The organism is Kribbella qitaiheensis (genome assembly GCF_014217565.1).
Classification (GTDB): domain Bacteria; phylum Actinomycetota; class Actinomycetes; order Propionibacteriales; family Kribbellaceae; genus Kribbella; species Kribbella qitaiheensis_A.
In genome coordinates, this window is the sequence record NZ_CP043661.1 from 1,833,517 (window position 1) to 1,854,754 (window position 21,238).

Annotated in this window: 11 protein-coding genes; 2 read left to right on the top strand and 9 right to left on the bottom strand. The window is 68.5% G+C overall.

The window, feature by feature from the left end:
* Nucleotides 1–133: 133 nt before the first annotated feature.
* Nucleotides 134–1,042: an RNA polymerase sigma factor SigJ gene (sigJ, locus tag F1D05_RS08285; RefSeq protein ID WP_185446722.1), complete on the top strand. Its 909-nt coding sequence runs from the start codon at nucleotides 134–136 to the stop codon at nucleotides 1,040–1,042.
* Between the two features lie 40 nt (nucleotides 1,043–1,082).
* Nucleotides 1,083–1,601, top strand: coding sequence for a GNAT family N-acetyltransferase (locus tag F1D05_RS08290; RefSeq protein WP_185446723.1), 519 nt, complete (start codon nucleotides 1,083–1,085; stop codon nucleotides 1,599–1,601).
* An 87-nt stretch (nucleotides 1,602–1,688) separates the two neighbouring features.
* Here F1D05_RS08290 and F1D05_RS08295 read toward each other — a convergent pair whose 3' ends face one another.
* The 9 genes from F1D05_RS08295 to F1D05_RS08335 all read right to left on the bottom strand — a co-directional run bounded on the left by F1D05_RS08295 (nucleotide 1,689) and on the right by F1D05_RS08335 (nucleotide 21,180).
* The gene (locus tag F1D05_RS08295) at nucleotides 1,689–7,556 is read right to left on the bottom strand and encodes an Ig-like domain-containing protein (RefSeq protein WP_246486518.1); all 5,868 of its coding nucleotides are present in this window, start codon (nucleotides 7,554–7,556) and stop codon (nucleotides 1,689–1,691) included.
* Nucleotides 7,557–7,690: 134 nt separating this feature from the next.
* A complete protein-coding gene (locus F1D05_RS08300) occupies nucleotides 7,691–10,006 on the bottom strand; it encodes a hypothetical protein (RefSeq protein ID WP_246486519.1) in 2,316 nt (771 codons plus the stop codon).
* The gene (locus F1D05_RS08305; RefSeq protein ID WP_185446724.1) at nucleotides 10,003–10,983 is read right to left on the bottom strand and encodes a glycosyltransferase family 2 protein; all 981 of its coding nucleotides are present in this window, start codon (nucleotides 10,981–10,983) and stop codon (nucleotides 10,003–10,005) included. Before F1D05_RS08305 ends, F1D05_RS08300 begins: the two co-directional genes overlap by 4 nt.
* A 111-nt stretch (nucleotides 10,984–11,094) precedes the next feature.
* On the bottom strand, nucleotides 11,095–13,317 hold the full coding sequence (locus tag F1D05_RS08310; protein WP_185446725.1) for a hypothetical protein: 2,223 nt from the start codon (nucleotides 13,315–13,317) through the stop codon (nucleotides 11,095–11,097).
* A 219-nt stretch (nucleotides 13,318–13,536) separates the two neighbouring features.
* A complete protein-coding gene (locus tag F1D05_RS08315) occupies nucleotides 13,537–15,075 on the bottom strand; it encodes a gamma-glutamyltransferase (RefSeq protein WP_185446726.1) in 1,539 nt (512 codons plus the stop codon).
* On the bottom strand, nucleotides 15,075–15,338 hold the full coding sequence (locus F1D05_RS41895) for a hypothetical protein (protein ID WP_195826161.1): 264 nt from the start codon (nucleotides 15,336–15,338) through the stop codon (nucleotides 15,075–15,077). The genes F1D05_RS08315 and F1D05_RS41895 overlap by 1 nt, the downstream gene beginning before the upstream one ends.
* Before the next feature lie 1,097 nt (nucleotides 15,339–16,435).
* Nucleotides 16,436–19,153: a phenylalanine--tRNA ligase subunit beta gene (pheT, locus tag F1D05_RS08325; protein ID WP_185446727.1), complete on the bottom strand. Its 2,718-nt coding sequence runs from the start codon at nucleotides 19,151–19,153 to the stop codon at nucleotides 16,436–16,438.
* Complete coding sequence (pheS, locus tag F1D05_RS08330; RefSeq protein WP_185446728.1) at nucleotides 19,153–20,262, bottom strand: phenylalanine--tRNA ligase subunit alpha; 1,110 nt, start codon at nucleotides 20,260–20,262, stop codon at nucleotides 19,153–19,155. Before pheS ends, pheT begins: the two co-directional genes overlap by 1 nt.
* Before the next feature lie 198 nt (nucleotides 20,263–20,460).
* Entirely contained in the window at nucleotides 20,461–21,180 is a 720-nt protein-coding gene (locus tag F1D05_RS08335) for a hypothetical protein (RefSeq protein ID WP_185446729.1), read from the bottom strand.
* Nucleotides 21,181–21,238: the final 58 nt, after the last annotated feature.

Consider the following 21,238-nt stretch of genomic DNA (forward strand, 5'->3'; position numbering starts at 1 on the left):
CCCCGCATGAATATCCAACAGCAATTGCGGGCGCACACCACCTTCCCACGAGCGCCATGTCACAGACCATGCGGCGTCGGGTGTCTGTGAAAAGGTGACGAGACAGGGCGATCGAGACAGGGCTGGAGCGAGGATGGATGACCCGGGCGACGAGCAACTGGCGGCCGAGTTCGCGGAGCATCGGGCGGTGCTGGTCGGGGCGGCGTACCGGGTGGTCGGCAGCATGGTCGACGCCGAGGACGTCGTACAGGAGACCTGGTTGCGGTGGGCGGCCGCCGACCGGAGCGACGTACGGGATGTGCGGGCGTATCTGATCCGCATCACGTCGAGGCTCGCGCTGAACCGGCTGCGGCAGCAGAAGTCGCGACGGGAGCAGTACGTCGGGCCGTGGTTGCCCGAGCCGATCGCAGCCGCGCCGGCCGGGGACGATCCGGCCGCGGTCGCCGAGCTCGCCGACTCGGTGTCGATGGCGATGCTCGTCGTACTCGAGACGCTGACGCCGTTGGAGCGGGCCGCCTTCGTACTGCGTGAGGTGTTCGAGCTCCCGTTCAGCGAGATCGGCGACACGCTCGGCCGGTCCGAGGCCGCAGTACGGCAGCTCGCGCACCGGGCTCGGGAGCATGTTCATGCGCGGCAACCGCGGCAGCAGGTCGACAAGGCGCGGCATACCGAGGTGACCAGCCAGTTCCTTGCGGCAGCATGGTCCGGCGATCTCGACCAGGTCGTCTCACTGCTCGCGCCGGATGTCGTGCTCGTCAGCGACGGCGGCGGCAAGCGCAAGGCCGCACTCCGGCCACTGCTGGGCGCCGACAAGGTCGCGCGCTGGCTGCTCGGCATCTTCCAGAACGACGTCCAGGCGATGGCGCTCGAGGTCCGGGCCGCCGAGGTGAACGGCGAACAGGCCTTCATCGCGTACGACGGCGACGAGGTCGACAGCGTGGCTTTCATGGAACTGGACAACGCCAACGCGATCTGCCAGATCTACGTCGTCCGCAACCCCGACAAACTCCTGGCGATCCCCGCGAAGGGCGCGGTGACCTAAGCTATCTGCAACTCAGTCGCAGGTGGATCAGGAGGTTCCGGTGGAGTACTTGGTGGTTGACTCCGAGCGGGTGTCCAATCCTGGGCTGCGGGCCGATCTGCTGGATACCTGGATCGCCGCGACGGACGCGGGTGGCAGTGTCGGGTTCGTGGCGCCCGCGCCGGTGCACGAGGTGGCGGACACGCTCGACCTCGCGCTGGACCGGGTGGCGGGGGGCCAGGACCTGCTCGGCGTGCTGCACAACGGCGAACGCTTCATCGGGATGGGGCTGCTGGTCGGCGACGACGGCGCATTGAGCAAGCACTGGCGGACCGTACTGCGGGTGATGGTGCACCCGAAGTACCAGGGCGGTGGCGCCGGCCGGACCTTGATGGAAGGCCTACGCGAGTCGGCGGTCGACCTCGGCCTGCAGCAACTGATGCTGACCATCCGCGACGGCGGCGGCCTGGAGAAGTTCTACGAGCCCCTCGGTTACCGCATCGTCGGCCGCCACCCGCGAGCTGTGCGAGTGGCGACCGACGACTACCGCGATGAAATCATGATGGTGACAGACCTCTAGCTCGACCGCTTACGTCCGAAGAAGCGGAGGGACGTGTACTCCACTTCTTCGGACGTAAGAAATGGCCGCAGAGCCGGGGCCCGCTCCTCAGCGGGTCCCGGCGCTACGGTTTCCCACTATTGGCGGCCCCGGCGGGCGATCAGCAGTAGCGCGGCACCCATGGCGGCCAGTAGTCCGCCCAGCGTCAGCAACAAGCCCGAGGGCCCTCCGGTGGGAGGTAGTTCGGTGGTGTGATGCTGGGCGGGCCGCGACCGGCTGGGCCCCGATGGTCACCCTCACCTGAGCGGTCGCCGACACTGCGTTCGTGTCGGTGACCCGGTACGACTGCGTCGCCGTACCGGTGAAGCCCCGCTCCGGAACGAGCCTGATCGTCCCGTCGGCGCCGACCGTCCAGGTTCCGATGGACGGTACGGTCATCTGCTTCCCACAGACGGCCGGACCGGTGACCAGGCAGACACTTCCCGGCCTCCAGACCGCGCCACGGGTCGCGGCGTCGTTGAGCAGCGGGTTCACGACCACCGGGTTGCCGGGCGTACCGGTACCACTGTCCGGGATGGCCTTCGCCCCGCCGGGACCACGCACGGTGATCTCCAGGCGGGCCGTGTCCGACGTCCCGTTCGCGTCGCTGATCCGATAGGTCAGCGATCTGGTGGTACCGGTGAATCCCTTCACCGGGGTGTATCCAACGGTGCCGTCCGGCCTGGCGAGGTAGCCGCCCTCGCCCCGGATCGTCACCGAAGTCTTTTCTTTCCCGTCCGCCGGGTCGCGCAGCACGACCGAGGACGGGACCAGCGGCGCACTCGCGTCGCCGGGTTTGTCGTTCGCCAGCACGGTCACGCTGACAGCGGTCCCGTACGGCGTACTCGCGGCGTCGTCCACCGCGTCCGGCAGGACCGGCAACACCGTCACCGCGACGGTCGAGCGCGCCGCGTTACGGGTGGAGTCCTTCACCTCGTACGCCGTCGGCCGCGTGGTGCCGCTGAACCGGGTCGCCGGGGTGAAGGTGAGCTTGCCGTCGGCAACTTCGTACGTTCCCTGGCCGGCGATCGTCACGCTCATGACCAGGTCGCCGTTCGGGCCGACCAGCAACAGCGTCGCCGGGTCGAGGGTGGCGCCCGCACCGGGCTTGTCGTTCGCGAGCGGGTCGAAGGTGACCTTCACGTGCTGCTTGGTCCGAGCCAGGTCCGGCAGCGCGACCGGCTTCGCCCCGACCGTCACGGTCACAGTGGCCGTCGCGCTCGTGCCGTTGGCATCGCTGATCTGGTACGTGACGGGCGTGAGCTCGCCAGTCGTTTCGTGCTCAGGCATCAACCGGATGCCGCCATCGGGCTGAACGGTGAACGTTCCCTGCCCGGCGACCCGCAAGCTCGCGACCGCGTTGCCGGTCGCCGGATCGATCACGCGCACACTCGACGGATCCAGCGGCGCGCTCGGATCGCCGGCCTTGTCGTTCGCCAGCACCGGCACGGTCACGGCAGTGTCGGACGCCGTACTCACGGTGTCGTTCACCAGGGCCGGGATGATCGGGGTCACCGCCACAGTGACGGTCGAGGTGGCCTTGTTCCCCGTCGTGTCGGCGACTTCGTAGCTGATCGAACTCGGCCCGCTGTACGACGGCACCGGATCGAAGCTGATCCCAGCCGGCAAGACCTTGTACGTTCCCTGACCGGCAACAACGACCGTCATCACCCATGCCTTGCCGTCGAACAGCCGCACCGACGACTTCACCAACTCGGCCGCGGTCCCAGGCAAGTCGTTGCCGAGCGGATCCACGGTCACGTCGTGGTTCTGCTTCGTAGTACCGGTGTCGGGCCTGGCCTCAGGTCCCTTGCCGACAGTCAGGAACAGCAGCCCGGTCGCGGTCGTTCCGTTGCGGTCGGTCACCCTGTACTGCGTTGGCGCAGTCACGCCCTGGAACGTCGTCACCGGAGTGAACGTGATCGAGCCGTCCGCATTGACGACGTACCGGCCCTCCCACGGCCGGGTCAGGCTCTTGGCGTACTTCGAGCCGTCTTTCAGCAGCACCGATGCTCCGACCAGCGGCGCACTCGGATCGCCGGGCTTGTCGTTGGCGAGCACGTTCATCGTGATCGGCCGGTTGAACGGGGTAATCGCCGAGTCGTTCACAGCGGCCGGAACCACCGGGGTCACAGTCATTCCGAGAGTGGAGCCGACGACGGTCTTGTTCGAGTCGGCGACCCGGTAGCTGATCGGCCGCGCCTTGCCGTGGAACGCCGGAAGCGGGTCGAACTGGATCGCCCCGCTGGCCTGTACGGCGTAGGTGCCCTGTCCGGGGACGGTCACGGTCTTGCTGAAGCCGGCCCTTTGCTGCGCGATGAGAACCGACGACGGGTCGAGGCTCGCGTCGGTACCGGGCGAGTCATTCGAGAGGACGTTGACGGTGACGGTGAGGTTCTGCAGCGTCGACGCGGTGTCCGGACGGGCGACCGGTGGCGCGCCGACGGTGAGCTTGATGACCGCGGCCGCGGTGGTTCCGTTGTCATCGGCAACTTGGTAGGACACCGGCGTAGCGGCCCCGGCGAAGGTCGCGGCCGGATCGAAGGTGACCACTCCGGCGGCGACCGTATAGACGCCCTCGCCCGCGACCATCACCTTCGTCTTCAACAGCCCGTCCGCCGGGTCTTTCAGCAGCAGCGATCCGGGAACCAGTGGCGCACTCGGATCGCCCGCCTTGTCGTTGCCGAGCACGTTCACGTGCACAGTCGCGTCGTACGGCGTACGGCCGATGTCGTCAGCCGCCGTCGGTGTGATCGCCGTGATGCTGATCGTGATCGTCGATGAGGTCGCCTGGCCGAACCGGTCGGCGACCCGGTATCCGATCGCCGTCGCGGCACCGGTGAAGGACGGCAGCGGATCGAAGGTCACCCGGCCGCCCGTTTCGACCCGGTAGCTGCCCTGGCCGGCGACCTCGACCGCCATCGCGGACGAGTCGTCGGCCGGATCGATCAGCACGAGACTCGTCGGGTCGAGCGTGGTGCCCTTCCCGGCCTCGTCGTTCTCCAGCGGATTGAGGGTGACGTCGAGATCCTGTTTGCCCGTCGCGGTGTCCGGATGAGCGGTCGGTGCGGGCGGCTTGGCAACGGTCACCGTCAGGATCGCCTTCGTGAGCGTGCCGTTCACGTCGGACACCGTGTAGGTGATCGGGGCCGCGGTTCCGGTGAAGGTCGGCAGCGGATCGAAGTCGACGGTTCCGTCCGGCTTCGCCACGAAGGTCGCCTGGCCGGTCACGTTCACGGTCGTCGCGGGCTTCTGGGTGATCGGGTCGATCAGCCGCACGCTTCCCGGGACCAACGGCACACCTGGATCGCCCGCGTTGTCGTTCGCCATTACCGACACGGTCACCGCGCTGTCGTACGCCGTACTCACGGTGTCGTCGTCCGCGTCGGGCTGGACCGCGGTCACACTCATCGCGAGGCCTGCCGTACCAAGGGCTCCGTTGCCGTCGGCCACTTGGTACGTGACCGGAGTCGCCTTGCCGTGGAAGGCTGGGACCGGCTCGAACAGGATCCGCCCGTCCGGCTTGGCTGTGTACTTGCCCTGCCCAGCGATCACCAGGCTGGTCACCGGCTGGCCTCGAGTCGGTCGGCCTGGCGTCACCGGACTTGGCGGCGGCTGACTCTCGGTCGGCCGGATCAGCCGGACGCTGCTGGGATCGAGGGCCGAGCCGGTCGGACCGGGCTTGTCGTTCGCAAGCACCGCGATGAAGATCGAGCGGCCTTGCAACGTGCTGACGGTATCGGGATTGGCCACCGGCGGGCCGGGTGCGTCGACGGACACGGTCAACTGGGCCCGCGCGGCCGTCCCGTTCTTGTCCAGCACCTGATAGCCGACCGGCGTCGCGCTGCCCCGGAATCCCGTCACCGGCTGGAACGCGATCTTGCCGTCCGCCACCAGGTAGGCGCCCTGTCGCGGTACGACCAACTTGTCGACGAGGTCGCCGTGCGCCGGATCGATCAGCTTCAGGCTGGCCGGGTCGAGCGGAGCATCCGGCGATCCCGGCAGGTCGTTGCCGAGCACCTCGACATCCAGGTCCGTGTCGAACGGCGTCGCCACCGAGTCGCCGATCGCCTTCGGGATCACCGGTGTCACCGTGACCGTGAGGGTCGACTCCGCGAACTGGCCGGTGCTGTCCGCGACCCTGTACCCGAGGCTGGTGGCGACTCCGGTGAAGCGGGCCGGCGGGACGAAGTCGACGAGCCCGTTGACCCGGGCGGTGTAGGTGCCCTCGGCCGGGATGACGACCGACTTCTTGAACTTCGCGTCGGCGGGATCTCGTAGTACGAGGGACCTGGGATCCAGCGTCACGCCGGGAGCCGCCTTGTCGTTGGCGATCACGCCGAGGGCAGTGCTGACGTTCTGCGGAGTGGAGGCGGTGTCGGGGTTGGCGACCGGCTTGGCCGGCAGGGAGACGGTGACGGTCAGCTTCGCTGTCGCGGTAGTGCCGTTGCCGTCGGCAATCCTGTAGGTCACCGGCTTGCCGACGCCGACGAAGCCCGGCACCGGGTCGAAGCCGAGCTTGCCGCTCGCCGCCACGTACTTGCCCTGGCCGGCGACATTGACCATCACGCCGCAGTTGGATCCGTTGACCAGACAGAGCGAGTCGGGTTGCAGCGGCGCGGCCGGATCACCTGGCTTGTCGTTGCCGAGGACATCGGCCGTCAACCCGGTGTCGTACGGCGTCGTCGCCACATCGTCCGTCGCGATCGGAGGCGGTGGTGGCGCGATGACGAACGGGTAGTCCTCGACCTCGCCCGAGTCCGCCGCGCCGGCCGGCTCGTCCACCTGCGTCGCCGTGTACCCGAGGCGCACCCGCGCGTACGTCGTACTGGCTGGGAGGTGAACCAGGTCGTTCCAGTTCAGCGTGACGGCGCCTTGCCCGGCCGCGAAGGCGGCGCACGATCGCTCGATCGGGGTGAACTTGCCGTCCTTGTCCAGGTCGATCCACGCGCAGACACGGCCGGGCTTCGTCGTACCGGTCAGTGCGACGGATGCCGAGTAGGTCTTGGCCGTGGTCACCAGTGGCTTGAAGGTGACGCCGTCATCGCCCTGATCTGGAGTGGTTGGACCAGTACTGCCGTTGGCGACAGTCGCGTTGTCCTCGGTCGCGGCGTTGCCCAGTCGTGCGTCGCCGAGCACCGACCAGGCAGCCCCGTACGACGCGGGCGCGTCGCCGAAGTCCTCGCCGACCGACGCTACGAGCGAGAACACATCGCCGGAGGTTGGAGTGTTGAAGGCAGGCAGCATGGCGTTCTTGGTGAAGATCGCGGTGACCTCGAACGCGACCGACTTGACCGCGCCGAGCACCCGGACCGATCCGCAGGCCGCGGTCGCGGCGGCATCGGGGCCGGTACCGGTCTTCCCGTTGATGCAGCTCGGTCCGGCATCGGCATTCACCGCGGTGATCGTGTCGCTGGTGACGGCGAGGTTGTTGCCCTCACCAACCTTGGTGAGGGCAAGCCCCGCGGTCGTGAGTTTGAGGACCGAGTGGAGCTCGGACTGACCGCTGGGCCGGCCGTTGACAGTCTGGGTGGCCGCACCGCCGATCCCGGCGAGATGCAGGATCGGGTCACGGACGGGCTGCGAGAAGGTGACGGTCACCGTCCCTCTGCTGCCGCAGCTTCCGGTGGAGGCGCAGTCGCCGGTGTCGACGACGAGTTCCTGCGCGGGGGTCGTTCCGGCGATCGGCGGCGAGTAGGTACGACCGGTAGTCCCGCGCTCCCCTGCCGTCCCCGGATCGCCAAGCGCTGTCTTGCCCGTGACCGAGATGGTCTGGACGAGGCCGGAGCCGGGCATCGTCGCCGTCGCCGTCGCCGTACCGGCGTCGGCGAAGGGGGCCGAGGGCACCTGATAGGCACTGGCCGCGAGCGGGGCAAATCCGAGTGCAACGACGAGGAAGGCGGCAAACAGTGGCCGGCCGGACCGCCTCGCCGTCATTCCCACGCCCCTTATCGCTCACCGTTGCCTCATGCATCGGCTCGGGGCGAGCGGGCCGGCGTAGACGTAACGCTCCACGCTGACCGTATGTTACGCGGCAATCACTGTCCGCCGATAGCGTCAAGCTACCTCGCTTACGGCGGACCAGTGAGTTCGTAGATCCCGACCTGGTCCTGGCGGTGTCGCAGGGACGCGAGTCGATCGAGCCGCGGTGAGACCGGGCCATCCCGGCGATCCGCGTAGAGCCAGCGGACGCCGTACTGGTGCCGGAGCTGTCGGAGCACCGCCGGGTTCGGCGCGTAGAGCGCTTCCTCGGTGATCGCGACGCGGTCCGGCCACGGCGACGGCTGCTTCGTGTAGCGCGCGCCGCCGGCGCCTTGCTTCGCCATCGCCTGCGAGGTGTAGGCCCAGCCGTCGATCAACGTCCGGCGGCCCGCGATCCCACTGATGAGGTAGCCGCGCGCATCGCAACCAGGCTGCTGCCGACCGGTCGGCCTGCAGTACGCGTTGCCCGCCACGATGTCCTTCGGCCGCGAGTGATGGGCCAGCCAGATCGCGGCCGCCGCCTCGTCGGGATGAACCTCCCAGAACTTCGAGGTGAAGGTCTTCGACTGGTGACCGCCATGGATATGGAGGTTCTGCGCCGCCACCGACGCGGTCGGCACCGCGAGGATCGTCAGCAACGCGAGCACTCCGCCGAGCCCGGTTGCCTTCGGCCACGCTTTCACCACCAGCGGCCAGGCGAGCCGTAGTACGGCAGTAAGAATCAGTACTGCGATCAGCGGGCGGGCGACCTCGACGATCCGTCCGAACTGCGTGCCGTGGGGCTTGGTCTTCCCCCACAGCAGCACGAACGCATAGAGCGCGCCGAGACCCAGCGCCGCGGGAACGAGCCATGGCGTCGGGCGGTGCTTCTTCGCCTGGACGACCGCGATCCACCCGATCGCCGCGATGCTGAACGGGATGGCGGTACGGACGAAGTACGTCTCGCTCACCGACGGGTGATCCACCAGCAGATAGCCGGCCCAGCCCGCGATCAACGCGCCGAGCAGGAACCAGGCAAGCGGATCGCGCCGGGTCTCGCGTGGACCGAGCAATCCGTAGCCTGCCGCGGCCGTCGCTTGCGCAATGATCACCAGGACGAAGACGACCAGCGCACCGATGATCGACAGGACGCTGCCGGATGACAACGCGGGCAGGATCCAGCCGCCTTGTCCGGGTTGGGTCCGATCGCCGCTCGCCGCGCCGTACCCGGCCGCGAGTTTGACCACGGCGAGCACCTGGATGCCCGAGCCGCTGGTGCTGCCGGCGACCGTGAGCATCGTTCCGACGGCCGATGCCACCAGCAATGATCCGGCCGCGAGGAACTTGGCCGGTAGCCGCCGGTCGCGGATCAGCAGGAAGAGCGCCGCGAGACCGACTGCGCCGACCAGGACCGGCAGAACCGTTGGCTTGGAACCGCCGCCGACCAGTGCGACCGCGACCGCCAGCACCCAGAGCGTCTTCGGTTGGTTGCCCCGAAACAGCAACTCGATCAAGAACACGGCGGCGGCCGCGCCCATCACCATGCCGAGGGTCTGGGACGGGCTGAGCAGGCTGAGCGGGGGCGACAGGTCGACATTCGTGTCCCACCACAACGGCACCTGCGGACCTGCGAACGCCGCGGCTGCCAGTACGCCGGTCCACCACGCGCGGCTGACCGTCCTGGCGAGGGTCGCGAAGACCAGCAGCGCGACGATGACGGTCGGCAGCAACCAGAGCCGGTAGAGCACGATGATCGGCGAGAGCTTGGTGATGTCCACGGCCGAGGCCATATCCGCGTTCGCGAACCAGTGGTAGTCCAGCCGCACTCCGGCGACCTGCGGAAGCTCGGGCGGCACTGCCCGGGTCAGCTCGTTCACCATCGACAGGTGGTAGAGCAGATCCGGGTAGTACGCCGTACCGTTCGGCGGCATCGGGTGGTACGCCATCACGCCGAAGGTGGCGCCGCCCAGCAGCAGGACGGCCCCGATCACGAGGCCCCAGGTCCACAGCAACGGCAGGGGTCTCGGCTCCGCGATCCGCCAATGGTGCCGAAGACCCGGCACTGCTGCGAACGCGACGATCACCAGGGCCGGCCAGACGATGAGCCAGCTCTGCCGGCCGAGAGCGGTGAAGAGTCCCCAGCCGATCAGCTGGAGGGTGCCTCCGACGGCTCCGCCGAGGCCGATGTCCTCGGCCCAGTTGCCGGTGCTCCGCCAGAGCGCGCGCAGGATCAGCACACCTGGTACGACGATCGCGAGACCGAAGTACGCGAGGTAGCGCAGGATCGCACCGACCGGGACGTCGACCGTGAGCAGGCCGATGACGGCGACGAGGAGCGGCACCAACCAGGGCAGGCCGCGCGCCCACGCCGTACCGGTCGCGCGCCGCCAATCACTCTTGGCTTCCGCAGCGACGGTGATGGTCAAGAGTTGACTGATTCCTCTTCGAGGGCTTGGTGGCCCTTGTCCTCGAGGCTGTCGTACCCGACCAGGAACTGCGGCCGTTTCTGACTCGACTGGAACAAGCGCGCCACGTACTCCCCCAAAAGCCCAAGGCACAACAACTGGATCGCACCGATCACGCTGACGGCGAGCACCGTCGACGTCCAGCCCGGGATGCTCTGCCCGGACAGCTTGATCACCAGTGCGCCGATCACGAACAAGCCAGACAGTAGCCCGCCCAGCAGGCCAAGCCAGGTCGCCAGCCGCAGCGGTGCCGCTGAGAAAGCGGTCACACTGTCGAACGCGAGCCGGAACATCTTGCCCACGCCGTACTTCGTGGTGCCTGCCGCCCGCTCGGCGCGAACGTACCTCACCTCGGTGCTGGGGAAGCCGAGCCACGGGATCACCAGCCGGAAGACCCGGCCGTCCTCCGGCAGACCGTTGACCGCGTCGACGACCCGGCGCGAGACCAGCCGGAAGTCGCCGGCGTCGAACGGGATGTCCTTGCCGACCAGGCGGCCCATCAGCCGGTAGTACATCCGCGCGGTGGTCCGCTTGACCCAGGTGTCGCTCGACCGGTCCGAGCGAACGCCGTACACGACGTCCACGGCGGCGGACTTCACCGCGGCGAGCAGCTCGGCGATCACCTCGGGCGGGTCCTGCAGATCCGCATCGATGGTGACCAGATATTTGCCGCGGGCGCGGCGAAATCCGGCCGACAAGGCAGCCTGGTGGCCGCTGTTGCGGAGCAGCCGGACGAGCCGGAGTTGAGGCCAGCCGACCGCGGCGGCGAGCAACAAGGAAGCGGTGGCGTCACGGCTGCCGTCGTCGACCACCAGCACCTCGTACCGCACGTCGAGGCCGTCCAGCAGCGGGCGCATCCGCTCGAAGAAGATCGGGAGCACCTCTTCCTCGTCGTACATCGGTACGACGACGGAGAGTTCGAGATCGGTGTCCCGCATAACCGCTTGGCCTCCATGGCATTCGTTCGGCAACCAGAGGTTGAACGCCGAAGACGCCCAAAAAGATGTCTCTGATCCTAAAGTGGCAGCAAGTTGCCGCCCGCACCGGGTTTAGCCGTTGCCGGTCTTCGCCTTGGCGCGCGGCTCGGCAGCCGGATCGCCGGTCAGCTCGAACACCTCCACCGTGGCGTTCCGATAGCGCAACTGAGTGATTTCACCCAGGCGCGTCGACAGCTTGAGGTTCGCGGCGCGGTCGGCGAAGATCCACCGCACGCCGTATTCGTCGTGGAGGGTGCGGGCCGACTCCGGTGTCGGGGCGGAGAAGAACTGAACAGTCAACTGCCAGCGGTCCTGCCAGGGCGCGGGCTGACGCATGTAAGCCAGTCCATGGTTGCCCTGCCCCGCCATCGCCTGCTGGGTGTAGGCCCAGCCTTCAAGCATCGTCCGACGCCCTGCCAGCCCACTGACCAGATAGCCGAGTGACACGCAGTCGCGGCGGTTCGGCCAGCAGGCGGTGTTGGTGGCGACCACGTCATCCGGTGCGGAGTTGGCCCCGAGCCAGAGTGCTGCAGCCTGCTCTTCCAGGCTGTACCGCAGGTTCTTCGACGTGTAGTGGTGCGGCGCGTTCGAGTGCTGATAGGTCCAGGCGTTTCCCACGGCTGTCGTCAGCCAGACCCCGACGACCATCAGCACCGGAATCAGCAATCCCATCCCGGCAAGTCCCGGTCTGGCGGCCAGCATCCGGCGCCAGAGGATCCAGCCCAGCACGAAGACGCCGAGCGCCACGGCGATGCCCCGGCTGTGCGCTCCGATCGCCGCCCAGCCGGTGCCCGGCGTAGGGTCCTCGACCATTTTCTGACCGCGAACGATCAGCGAACCGAGCCCGAGACCCGTTAGACCCAGCACAGCCACCGTCCGGGGAGAGCGGCCATGCACGGCGACGGTAATCATCCAGGCCGTCGCCACCGCAGCGAACGTGACCAGGCCGCGCAGGAAGTAGTACTCGCTCGCCGACGGGTGATCGACGAGGCCGAAGGCCAGCCAGCCGGCCGTCAATCCGCCGATCAGGAACCAGGCCGCCGGATCGGTCGCCGTCCGCCGGCTGGCCACCAGGCCGAATCCGACCAGCAGACCAAGCTGTCCGACCAGTACCAGAGCCAGCAGAAGCACGATCGCGGTGACCTGTCCAGACGCGATCGGCGCCAGCAGCCGACCGCCGGTGGCAGCCAGCGAGGTGTCTCCGGTCAATGCCTTGTACTGCGGCTGGACCCGCAGTACGGCCAGCGGCCGCAGCCCTGAACCGCTGGTGCTCCCGGTGACCGTGGACATCGCGATCATCCCGGCGAGCACAAGCAAGAGGCAGGTCAGCATCGATCGGCCGGGAACAGCCCGTTTCCGCACGAAGAGATAGAGCCCGGACATACCGACGCCACCGAGCAGGATCGGAATCACCGTTGGCTTCGATCCGGCACCGACCACCGCCATCGCCACGGCGAGTCCCCAGACTCCCGGTTGCCCGCAGCGGTACAGCGCCTCGACCAAGAATACCGCGGCCGCCGTGAGCATGATCAGCGCGAAGTTGTGTGAGGGGCTGAGGTACCAGAACACGGTGCCGTCGAGCAGAGGGCCCCGAAGCCCGAGCAGGACCCCGGTGGACGGGACGGCGAGGATGATGACGGCGAAGAGCGCCGTCATCCATTGACGGCTGACCTGTCGGGCCAGCACGGCCGTCAGGAGGACGACGACGAAGATCAGCGGGATCGGCCAGAGCCTGAACAGGATCAGCTCAGGAGCGAGCCGGGTGACGTCGGCCGCCGCTGCCATGTCCGCGTTCGCGAACCAGTGGTAGTCCAGCAACTCCCCCGACACCTGCGGAAGCTGTGGCGGTACCGATCGCATCAATTCATGAACCATCGACAGGTGGTAGAGCAGGTCTTGATAGAGCGACGTGCCCTGGGTCGGGAGAAGGTGGTAGCTCAACGGACCGGCGACCGCGGCCAACGTCAGCAACGCGATCGCGATCGCGACGGCCCACGACCAGCTCAGCGGCAGCGGTGCCGGTCGGGCGATTCGCCAATACCGCCGAAGGCGCGGCGACACTACGAACGCCGCGAGCAGGAATGTGGGCCAGACGACAAGCCAGTGCTCAAAGCCCAGTGCGGTGAAAATCCCCCAGCCGGCCAGCTGAAAGACGATCCCGACGGGAGCGCCCAGACCGGCGTCCTCCGCCCAGTTTCCGGTGCTCCGCCAAACGACGCGAAGGACCAGGATTCCGGGCAGCACCACACCGACGACGAAGAATCCGTCATACCGCAGTACAGCCGTCAGAGGCACCCCGACCCAGGCCACACCAAACGTGGCTATCAGTACAGGCAACAACCATGGAAGCAGCCTGTAAACGCTGCGGTGACGTTGGACCGAGGCCGCTGGAACTGGCCTGTTCTCGACTTCGAGCATACTGATACACACGTGGCCAACCGGGTGTTTTGTTGTCAGCTCAGCCGAACTCGCCGGTTATTTCACCGGGCATCATCAGCCCGTCACCGTAGGCGATCAGGTCGCCGAGACGGCAACAGCTCCCGTACGCCGTGGGTCGCCAACGGCGAGCAGTCCATCGGCCGGGTCCCAGAAGGCGGCGGCCACTCCCCCGAAGTACATCGAATGCGGTGGCATCGGCCGCGTCGGCAGGTTCGTCGAACCGAGGACCGCGAGGTCATCCTCGTAGTCGACGACGACGTCCTCGCGGACGCGGACGTGCAACCGCGGATGCTCGACAGCTTCTTCGAGCGACAGCCCGCCGTGCGTGTAGAGCGCGTAGACCTGCGCGATCGCGGTCGGGATCCGGTCGGATCCGGGCGAGCTGATCGCCAGTACCGCGCCGTCGCTGTCGCGACGGGCCACGCTCGGCGCCATGTTCGAGGTCAGTCGGGTGCCGGGTGCGAGGCTGTGTGGGCCGCCGTGCACAAGTTCCTGCTCGCCGAGTGCGTTGTTGAGCCAGATCCCGGTGCCCGGCGTCATCACGCCAGAGCCGTAGCCCGACGAGACAGTGATCGCGCAGGCATCGCCTTCGTCGTCGACCACCGAGACCGTCGCAGTACTGGGTGAACTGAGTGCGCGCAGATCTCCGCCGGAGGCGAGGTCGAGGAGCTTCTGCCCTTCCAGCTTGCGCACGTCTTCCTCGTCGAGCTCGGCCAGCCGGCGGCCGAACACCGCGTGCTGCACCTCGACGAGCCGCTCGAGCTCGGCCGGATTCCAGCTACCCTGGCCCGGAACACCGTCCAGCAGCGAGAGCATCGCCGCGACGGCGACTCCGCCGACGGCCGGCGGCGGGTTCGTCGCCAGCTTCCAGCCGTTCTGCTGCACAATCAGCGCCGGCCGCACGACAGCTTCGTACGCCGCGAGGTCCTGCGCGGTGAGGATGCCGTCGTTGTCGGCCATGTCGCGGATCAGCAACTCGGCGAGCTCACCGGTGTAGAGCGTTTCGGCGCCGTCCTTGGCGATCAGCTCCAGCGCCTCGGCCAGCTCAGGGATGACCACGATCGAGCCGGCCTTGATCACCACGCCGTCGTCGTCGTGCACGACCTGATGACTCGGCTGATGCCAGCCGAAGATGATCTCGTGCGTGTAGCCGAGGTAGTACCCCGAGGTGCGACTCAGCGCGAAGCCTTGCCGCGCGACCTCGATCGCGGGTTGGACGACCTCGCTCCACGGTGCTTGGCCGGATCGTTGGTGGGCAAGGGCGAGCGCCTTCATCCCACCCGGGGTGGCGACGGACCCGTGCCCGACGGTGGTGGTCGTGCCCCCGCCGTACTCCGTGGTCACGTCCCACACGCCGCGGCCGAACTTGTCGGTGGGCAGACCGCGGCCGGGCATCTCCACCCAGCCGTCGATCGTGACCGCGTCGCCACCCGCGACCTGCAAGGTGACGAAACCACCCGACGCCGGTGAGACGACGCCGATCTCGTTGACCATCGTCACGAAGGTCGCGGCGATCGCGGCGTCAACGGCATTACCGCCTTCGGCAGCCAGCCGCACGCCCGCCTCGGCCGCAGCCGCGTTAGGCGCCGCCACCGCAACCCTCGGCCTCGCCATCAGCCCCGCCCGCCCAGCAACAGACCCGCAGCCCTCGAGGTCACACCCACCGCGGCCGCCACCTCACCCGCCACCGCCCCCACCGCGGCCGCCACCTCACCCGCCACCGCCCCCACCGCGGCCGCCACCGCCCCCACCGCGGCCGATGCCGCCACCGCCCCCACCTCACCCGATGCCGCCACCGCCCCCACCTCACCCGATGCCGCCACCGCCATCTCACCCGATGCCATGCCCAAGGCCACACCACTCCCCATCAGCTCCACGCCCCCATCCTGCCGCACCCCTCCCCCTCCCCTCCCCCGGTGGCGTCGACCCCACTACCGCAGTTTTCGTCCGATAGCTCCCTTTAAGCCCGCCAGCGGCCGAACACCCCGTCACCGGCCGGGGAAGCGGGAGCCAGCGAAGACCGCGCCAGCCGGCGAGCAACCCGGCAGACGGCAGCCGGTGAAGACCGTGTCAGCAGCCGAGGAACCCGGCAGATGCTGGCCGGCAGGCGGCAGCGGCCAGCGGGAGGGCGAAGTCCGGCGGCAGGGGAAGCGACAGGGGAAGCGGGAGCGGGGGCGGCCACTCGGGTTCGCGGGGAAGGGACGGACCCCCAGGCCATCAGTACCGCGCGAACCCAGGCGGCAGGCCGACGCCTTGAGCGTGACCGGTGACCGGCGGCCGCAGTACTGATGGCCTGGCGGTCCGGCACCACCCTTGTCCGGGTGTCCCTCTATGGGATTGGTCAAGTCTTGCGGGGCGTGATTGGGAGAGGTTGGCTGGCTCCGAGGCCGCGGCGTCTGGGAAGCCCGCGTTGCCTGTGGCATGGATGTCTTTGTGCACCAGCTGAGTGTTCCAAGCCGATCGCATGCTCAGGCCGTGCACAAAGGCGCGGACCGCCCGCGTCGGTTACCAGCCTGTGTGCATCCGGTGAGCGCTTTCCGGGGGCGGAGTGCTCAGCGGGTGCACAAAGACGCCGGACTGCGAGGGGTGTCCCTATAGGGGTTGGTCAAGCCGCGGAGAGCGTGACTGGGGAGGTTAGCTGGTGCCTTTGGGTGGGGCGTGCTCCCCGGTCGCTGGCTTTGGGATGGAAGCGGCGGATTCTTTCCGGTTGGGGACTCTGGTTGGCCTCTGCGGGCGGGGCCCGTCAGGAGTGACCGCAGGCGAACGGGTCGCGAGTGATTGCTCGCGACCCGTTCGGGTTGGCCAACTGTGATGGCGATGTCGGGTAGCCAACCGGGTTAGAACCAGCGTGGCTGGCGGTCAGCCAACCGGGTTAGAACCAGCGTGGCTGGCGGTCGGCCGACCGGGTTGGGACGGGCGTGGTTGGGCATAGTGGTTGACCGTAAGGTGGGCCCCGTTGTAGGAGGGCTGGTGGTTAGCCGACTCGCTGGACTGCGCTGAAGCGGTCGACGGTTACCTGTACTGCGGCCTGCCGGGCCTCGGAGACCTCGGTTTCGGTGAGGGTTCGGTCCTGGGCGCGGAAGCGCAGCGCGAACGCGAGCGACTTCTTGCCCTCGCCGATCTGCTCACCGGTGTACAGGTCGAACAGCCGGATCGACTCCAGCAGCTCCCCCGCACCCTCGGCCAGCGCCGCCTCGACATCCTTCGCGGAGACGTCGGCCGCGACGATCAACGCCACGTCCTCCTTCGCCACCGGGTAGGACGAGAACGGCTTGGCGGTGACCGACTGCGGACCGGCCGCGATCAGCGCATCGAGGTCGAGCTCGACCGCGGCCGACCTCGGCGGCAGGCCGAACGCCTGGCAGACCTTCGGGTGCAGCTCGCCCGCGTGACCGATCACCGTGCCATCGACGGACACCTCGGCACACCGGCCGGGGTGCCACGGAGCCAGCTCGACGTTGCGCAACTGCGGCTCGACGCCGACCGAAGCGGTCACCGTCCTCGCTACCTGCACGGCGTCGGGCCAGCTCGCCGGCTGCCCCTTTCCCCACCAGCCGGTGGGGGTCCGCGCGCCCGTCAGGACCACTCCGAGGTGGAGCGGCTGGACCGGCAACGCGTCGTACAGGGTCTGGATCTCTTCGTCGCTCGGGCGTTGCGCGACCGACGGCAGTGGCGCCGGCTTCGCGTCCGGCCTGGGCAGGAAGACCAAGCTGGTCTGGAAGATCGCCAGGTCCGTGGAGCCACGACCGACGTTGCGCTCGGCCGTCCGGAGCAGGGTCGGCAGCAAGGTCGTCTGCATCGACGGCTCTTCGTCGGAGATCGGGTTGGCGAGCTTGACCGTCGTACGACGTACGTCGTCCGCGGGCACACCCATCGCGTCGAAGTCGGCGTCGCCCACGAAGGGGTAGGACACGACCTCGGTCAGTCCGGCGCCGACCAGTGCGGTGGCAATCCGGCGCCGGCGTCGCTGCGAAACCGTCAGGCCCTGACCACCGGGCGCCTTCGGCAGCACCGACGGCACGTTGTCGAACCCGTAGAGCCGGATGACCTCTTCGGCGAAGTCATTGGGATCCCGCAGATCCGGCCGCCACGATGGCGGAGTCAAGGTCAGCAGCGCCGCACCGTCGTCCACCCACGCCGCACCGTCGTCCACCCACGCCGCACCGTCGTCCACCCACGCCGCACCGTCGTCGACCCGCGCCGCACCGTCGTCGACCCGCGCCGCACCGTCGTCGACCCGCGCGGCAGCGTGGTCGCCCGCACCTCCGTCCGTCCCACCGACGACTGGCGAAGCCTGCGCCGGGGCGGATGCGGCGGCGACGCTGCCTGCACCACCCGTGGACGCCACGGCCTCGTTGCCCTGGGCAACCAGGCAGCCGACCGAGGTCAGGTGCGCGACCGTCTCCTCGACGCTGATCAACGCGCCTGCGACGCGGGCCGCGTGATCGGCGCGGATGGTGACCCGCTTCGGCAGCAGGTGCGTGTCGATGACGGTCTCGTCGGCCTGGATCGTGCCGCCGGCCAGCTCGGCCAGCAGATCGGCGACCCGCTGCGCGGCGTACCGCGGCAGTTCCGGATCGACCTCGCGCTCGAACCGGCGCGAGGCCTCCGAGGACAGCTTGTGCCGCCGCGACGAACGCGCGATCACGATCGGGTCGAAGTGCGCCGCCTCGATCACCACGTCGGTGGTCGACTCGGAGATCTCGGTGGACGCGCCACCCATCACGCCGGCCACGCCGATCGGGCCGGAGTCGTCGGTGATCAGCAGGTCCTCGACGTCCAGCTCACGGGTCTGATCGTCCAGCGTCATCAGCTTCTCGCCGGCCGACGCCCGCCGTACGACGATGTCGCCGGTCAGCCGGTCCTTGTCGTAACCATGGATCGGCTGTCCCAGCTCGAGCATCACGTAGTTGGTGACGTCGACGCCGATCGAGATCGGCCGCATCCCCGACATCACCAGCCGCTGCTGCAACCAGCGCGGCGACGGCGCCTTCGGGTCGATGCCGGTGACGGTCCTCGTCACGAAAACACTGCAGGCCTCGGCGTCGTCGATCCGGACCGGGTAGCCGCCGGTTTCGGATCCCGTCAGCTTCAGCGCCGCCGGGTCCTTCAGCTCCACGCCGTACGCCGTGGCTGCCTCGCGGGCGACACCACGAATCGACAGGCAGTAGCCGCGGTCCGGCGTGACGGCGATGTCGAGCACGTCGTCACGCAGCCCGAGCAGCTCGATCGCGTCGTCACCGGGGGTGGCCTCGCCCGGCTCCAGCACGACGATGCCGTGTGTCCCGTCGTCGCCCAGGCCGAGCTCGGAGCTCGAACAGATCATGCCGTTGGAGACGTGCCCGTAGGTCTTGCGCGCGGAGATCGCGAATCCGCCCGGCAGCACCGCGCCCGGCAGTACGACGACGACCAGGTCGCCGACCTCGAAGTTGCTCGCGCCGCAGACGACCCACTGCGGCTCGTCCTTGCCGATGTCGAGCGAGCACCAGCGGATGGTCTTGCCGTTCTTCTGCGGCTCCGGCTCGTAGCTGAGCACCGTGCCGACGACCAGCGGCCCGGTCAGCCCGGCACCCGCCTCGTCGACCGTCTCCACCTCGAGGCCGGCGCGAACCAGCTTCTCGCCGACCTGGCGCCCGGTCACACCGGCCGGCAGCTCGACGTACTCACGAAGCCATGACAGTGGGACCCGCATCAGATCTCCATCCCGAACTGGCGGCTGAACCGCACATCACCCTCGACCATGTCGCGCATGTCCTCGACGCCGTTGCGGAACATCAGTGTCCGCTCCAGGCCCATCCCGAACGCGAACCCGGAGTACCGCTCGGGGTCGATGCCACAGGCCTGCAGGACGCGCGGGTTGACGACACCGCAGCCACCCCACTCGATCCAGCCCTCGCTGCCGCAGGTCCGGCACGGGCGGTCCGGGTTGCCGACCGACTCGCCGCGGCAGACGAAGCACTTCAGGTCCACCTCGGCCGACGGCTCGGTGAACGGGAAGAAGTTCGGTCGCAGCCGCGCTTCCAGGCCCTCTCCGAACATCGAGACGACGAAGTGGTCCAGGGTGCCCTTGAGGTGCGCGAGCGTGATGCCTTCGTCCACCACCAGGCCCTCGACCTGGTAGAAGACCGGCGTGTGCGTCGCGTCCAGCTCGTCGGTGCGGAACACGCGGCCCGGGCAGATCACGTAGATCGGCGGCTTGCGGGTCAGCATCGACCGCGCCTGGACCGGTGAGGTGTGCGTCCGCAGTACGGTGCCGGCGCCGGCGGGCTCGACGAAGAAGGTGTCCTGCATCTGGCGCGCAGGGTGGTCCGGCTGGAAGTTGAGGGCGTCGAAGTTCAGCCACTCGGCCTCGACCTCGGGGCCTTCGGCGACATCCCAACCGAGTGCGGTGAAGACGTCCGCGACCTGCTCGGAGATGAGGCTTAGCGGGTGGCGGGCGCCGAGCTGGGGGGTGTGCCACGGCAGCGTCACGTCGACGCGCTCGGTGGCGAGCATCCGCTCCTCGTGCTCGGCCTCCAACGTGGCGAGCCTGCCGGCGTACGCCTCGTTGATCGCCTTCCGGGCGGAACCGATCCGCTGCCCGGCCTCCTTGCGGCCCTGCGGCGGCAGCGCGCCGATCTCCCGGTTCGCCAGCGCGATCGGCGAGCGGTCGCCGAGGTGGGCGAGCTTCGCCTCCTGCAACGCGGCCAGGTCGGCCGCCTTCGCGAAGGCGTCGACAGCCTCGTCGCGGGTCCGTTCGACCTCGACGGCATGCAGAGGCGTCACCTCGACCGGGTCGTAGTTCTTGTTGGGACCGGACATGGCTCTCTTCCCGGGGTCGCTGATTTTCCGAAACTGCTGCCCGCAGTCTAGGAACCCCGGGCCCCCGAGCGTGAATCGGTCGTCCACAGGCGGTCCCGACGGACAGGTAATAGTCATCTGCCGCCCGGCACCTGAGGCGCAGAGAAGACGCGGGCCGGCGGATCTGAAGACTATTACCTGTTCCTCGGGACACAAGACCTACGTACGCAAGCCGAACCATGGTTCCTTTGACAGTTCGGTGTGGAGGACGTTCTGGTCGCCCGGGTCCGCGACGAGGGTCGTCAGTTCGACGGCTCGGGCCAGCTCAGCCTGGGCGGCGTCCGGGGCGCCTGTCGCTGCCAGGGCTCGGGCCAAAGCTTCGTGGGCGAAAGGTTTGTCCCAGTCGGACATCTGGCCGGGGTGTGCGAGGACCAGTTCCAGGCAGCGTTGGGCGTGTTCCAGGCCGAGGGATGCGCGGCCGATTCGGAGGGCGGCGCGGGCGATCAGGTATTCGCCTCGGGCATGGTTCGCCTCGTTGCCGGCTTCGAGCCAGTGCAGGCAGGCCGCGTACGCGCCGTACAGGAGTCGTTCCTGGTCACCGCGCGGACTGGTCTCGTCGATCTGCTCCATCAGGTCCCAGGTCTCGTTGTTCAGCTCGACCCCGAAGTACCGGTGCAGTTCGCGGCCCTCGGCCAGTTCGGTGGCGACCTTCTCCATCAGTTCACTCCAGCCGGCCAGCCCGTCCTCGCGGGCGATGGTCAACTGCGCGTCCCGGAGCGTGAACCTCGCCGGATCGAACTCACCGCCGTACGCCGGATGGTGCGCCCGGACGCGATCAAGGGCGTCCGGACGCGCCTTCGTGACGGCTCGGCGCAGGTCCTTGGCCCGCGCTCGGAGCTGACTCAGGCTGGCCTTGGCGGGCAGAGGAATGGTGGACATCGGCGAATCCTTCCGGGACTACCCGCTCCGCTGAACCGGGCCGTCCCGAAGGGTTCGT

What these genes read in the sequence shown, in the direction of transcription:
- F1D05_RS08335 (WP_185446729.1), bottom strand. Translation starts at nt 21,180, where the DNA reads ATGTCCACCATTCCTCTGCCCGCCAAGGCCAGCCTGAGTCAGCTCCGA.
- sigJ (WP_185446722.1), top strand. Translation starts at nt 134, where the DNA reads ATGGATGACCCGGGCGACGAGCAACTGGCGGCCGAGTTCGCGGAGCAT.
- pheS (WP_185446728.1), bottom strand. Translation starts at nt 20,262, where the DNA reads ATGTCCGGTCCCAACAAGAACTACGACCCGGTCGAGGTGACGCCTCTG.
- pheT (WP_185446727.1), bottom strand. Translation starts at nt 19,153, where the DNA reads ATGCGGGTCCCACTGTCATGGCTTCGTGAGTACGTCGAGCTGCCGGCC.
- F1D05_RS08305 (WP_185446724.1), bottom strand. Translation starts at nt 10,983, where the DNA reads ATGCGGGACACCGATCTCGAACTCTCCGTCGTCGTACCGATGTACGAC.
- F1D05_RS08315 (WP_185446726.1), bottom strand. Translation starts at nt 15,075, where the DNA reads ATGGCGAGGCCGAGGGTTGCGGTGGCGGCGCCTAACGCGGCTGCGGCC.
- F1D05_RS08295 (WP_246486518.1), bottom strand. Translation starts at nt 7,556, where the DNA reads ATGACGGCGAGGCGGTCCGGCCGGCCACTGTTTGCCGCCTTCCTCGTC.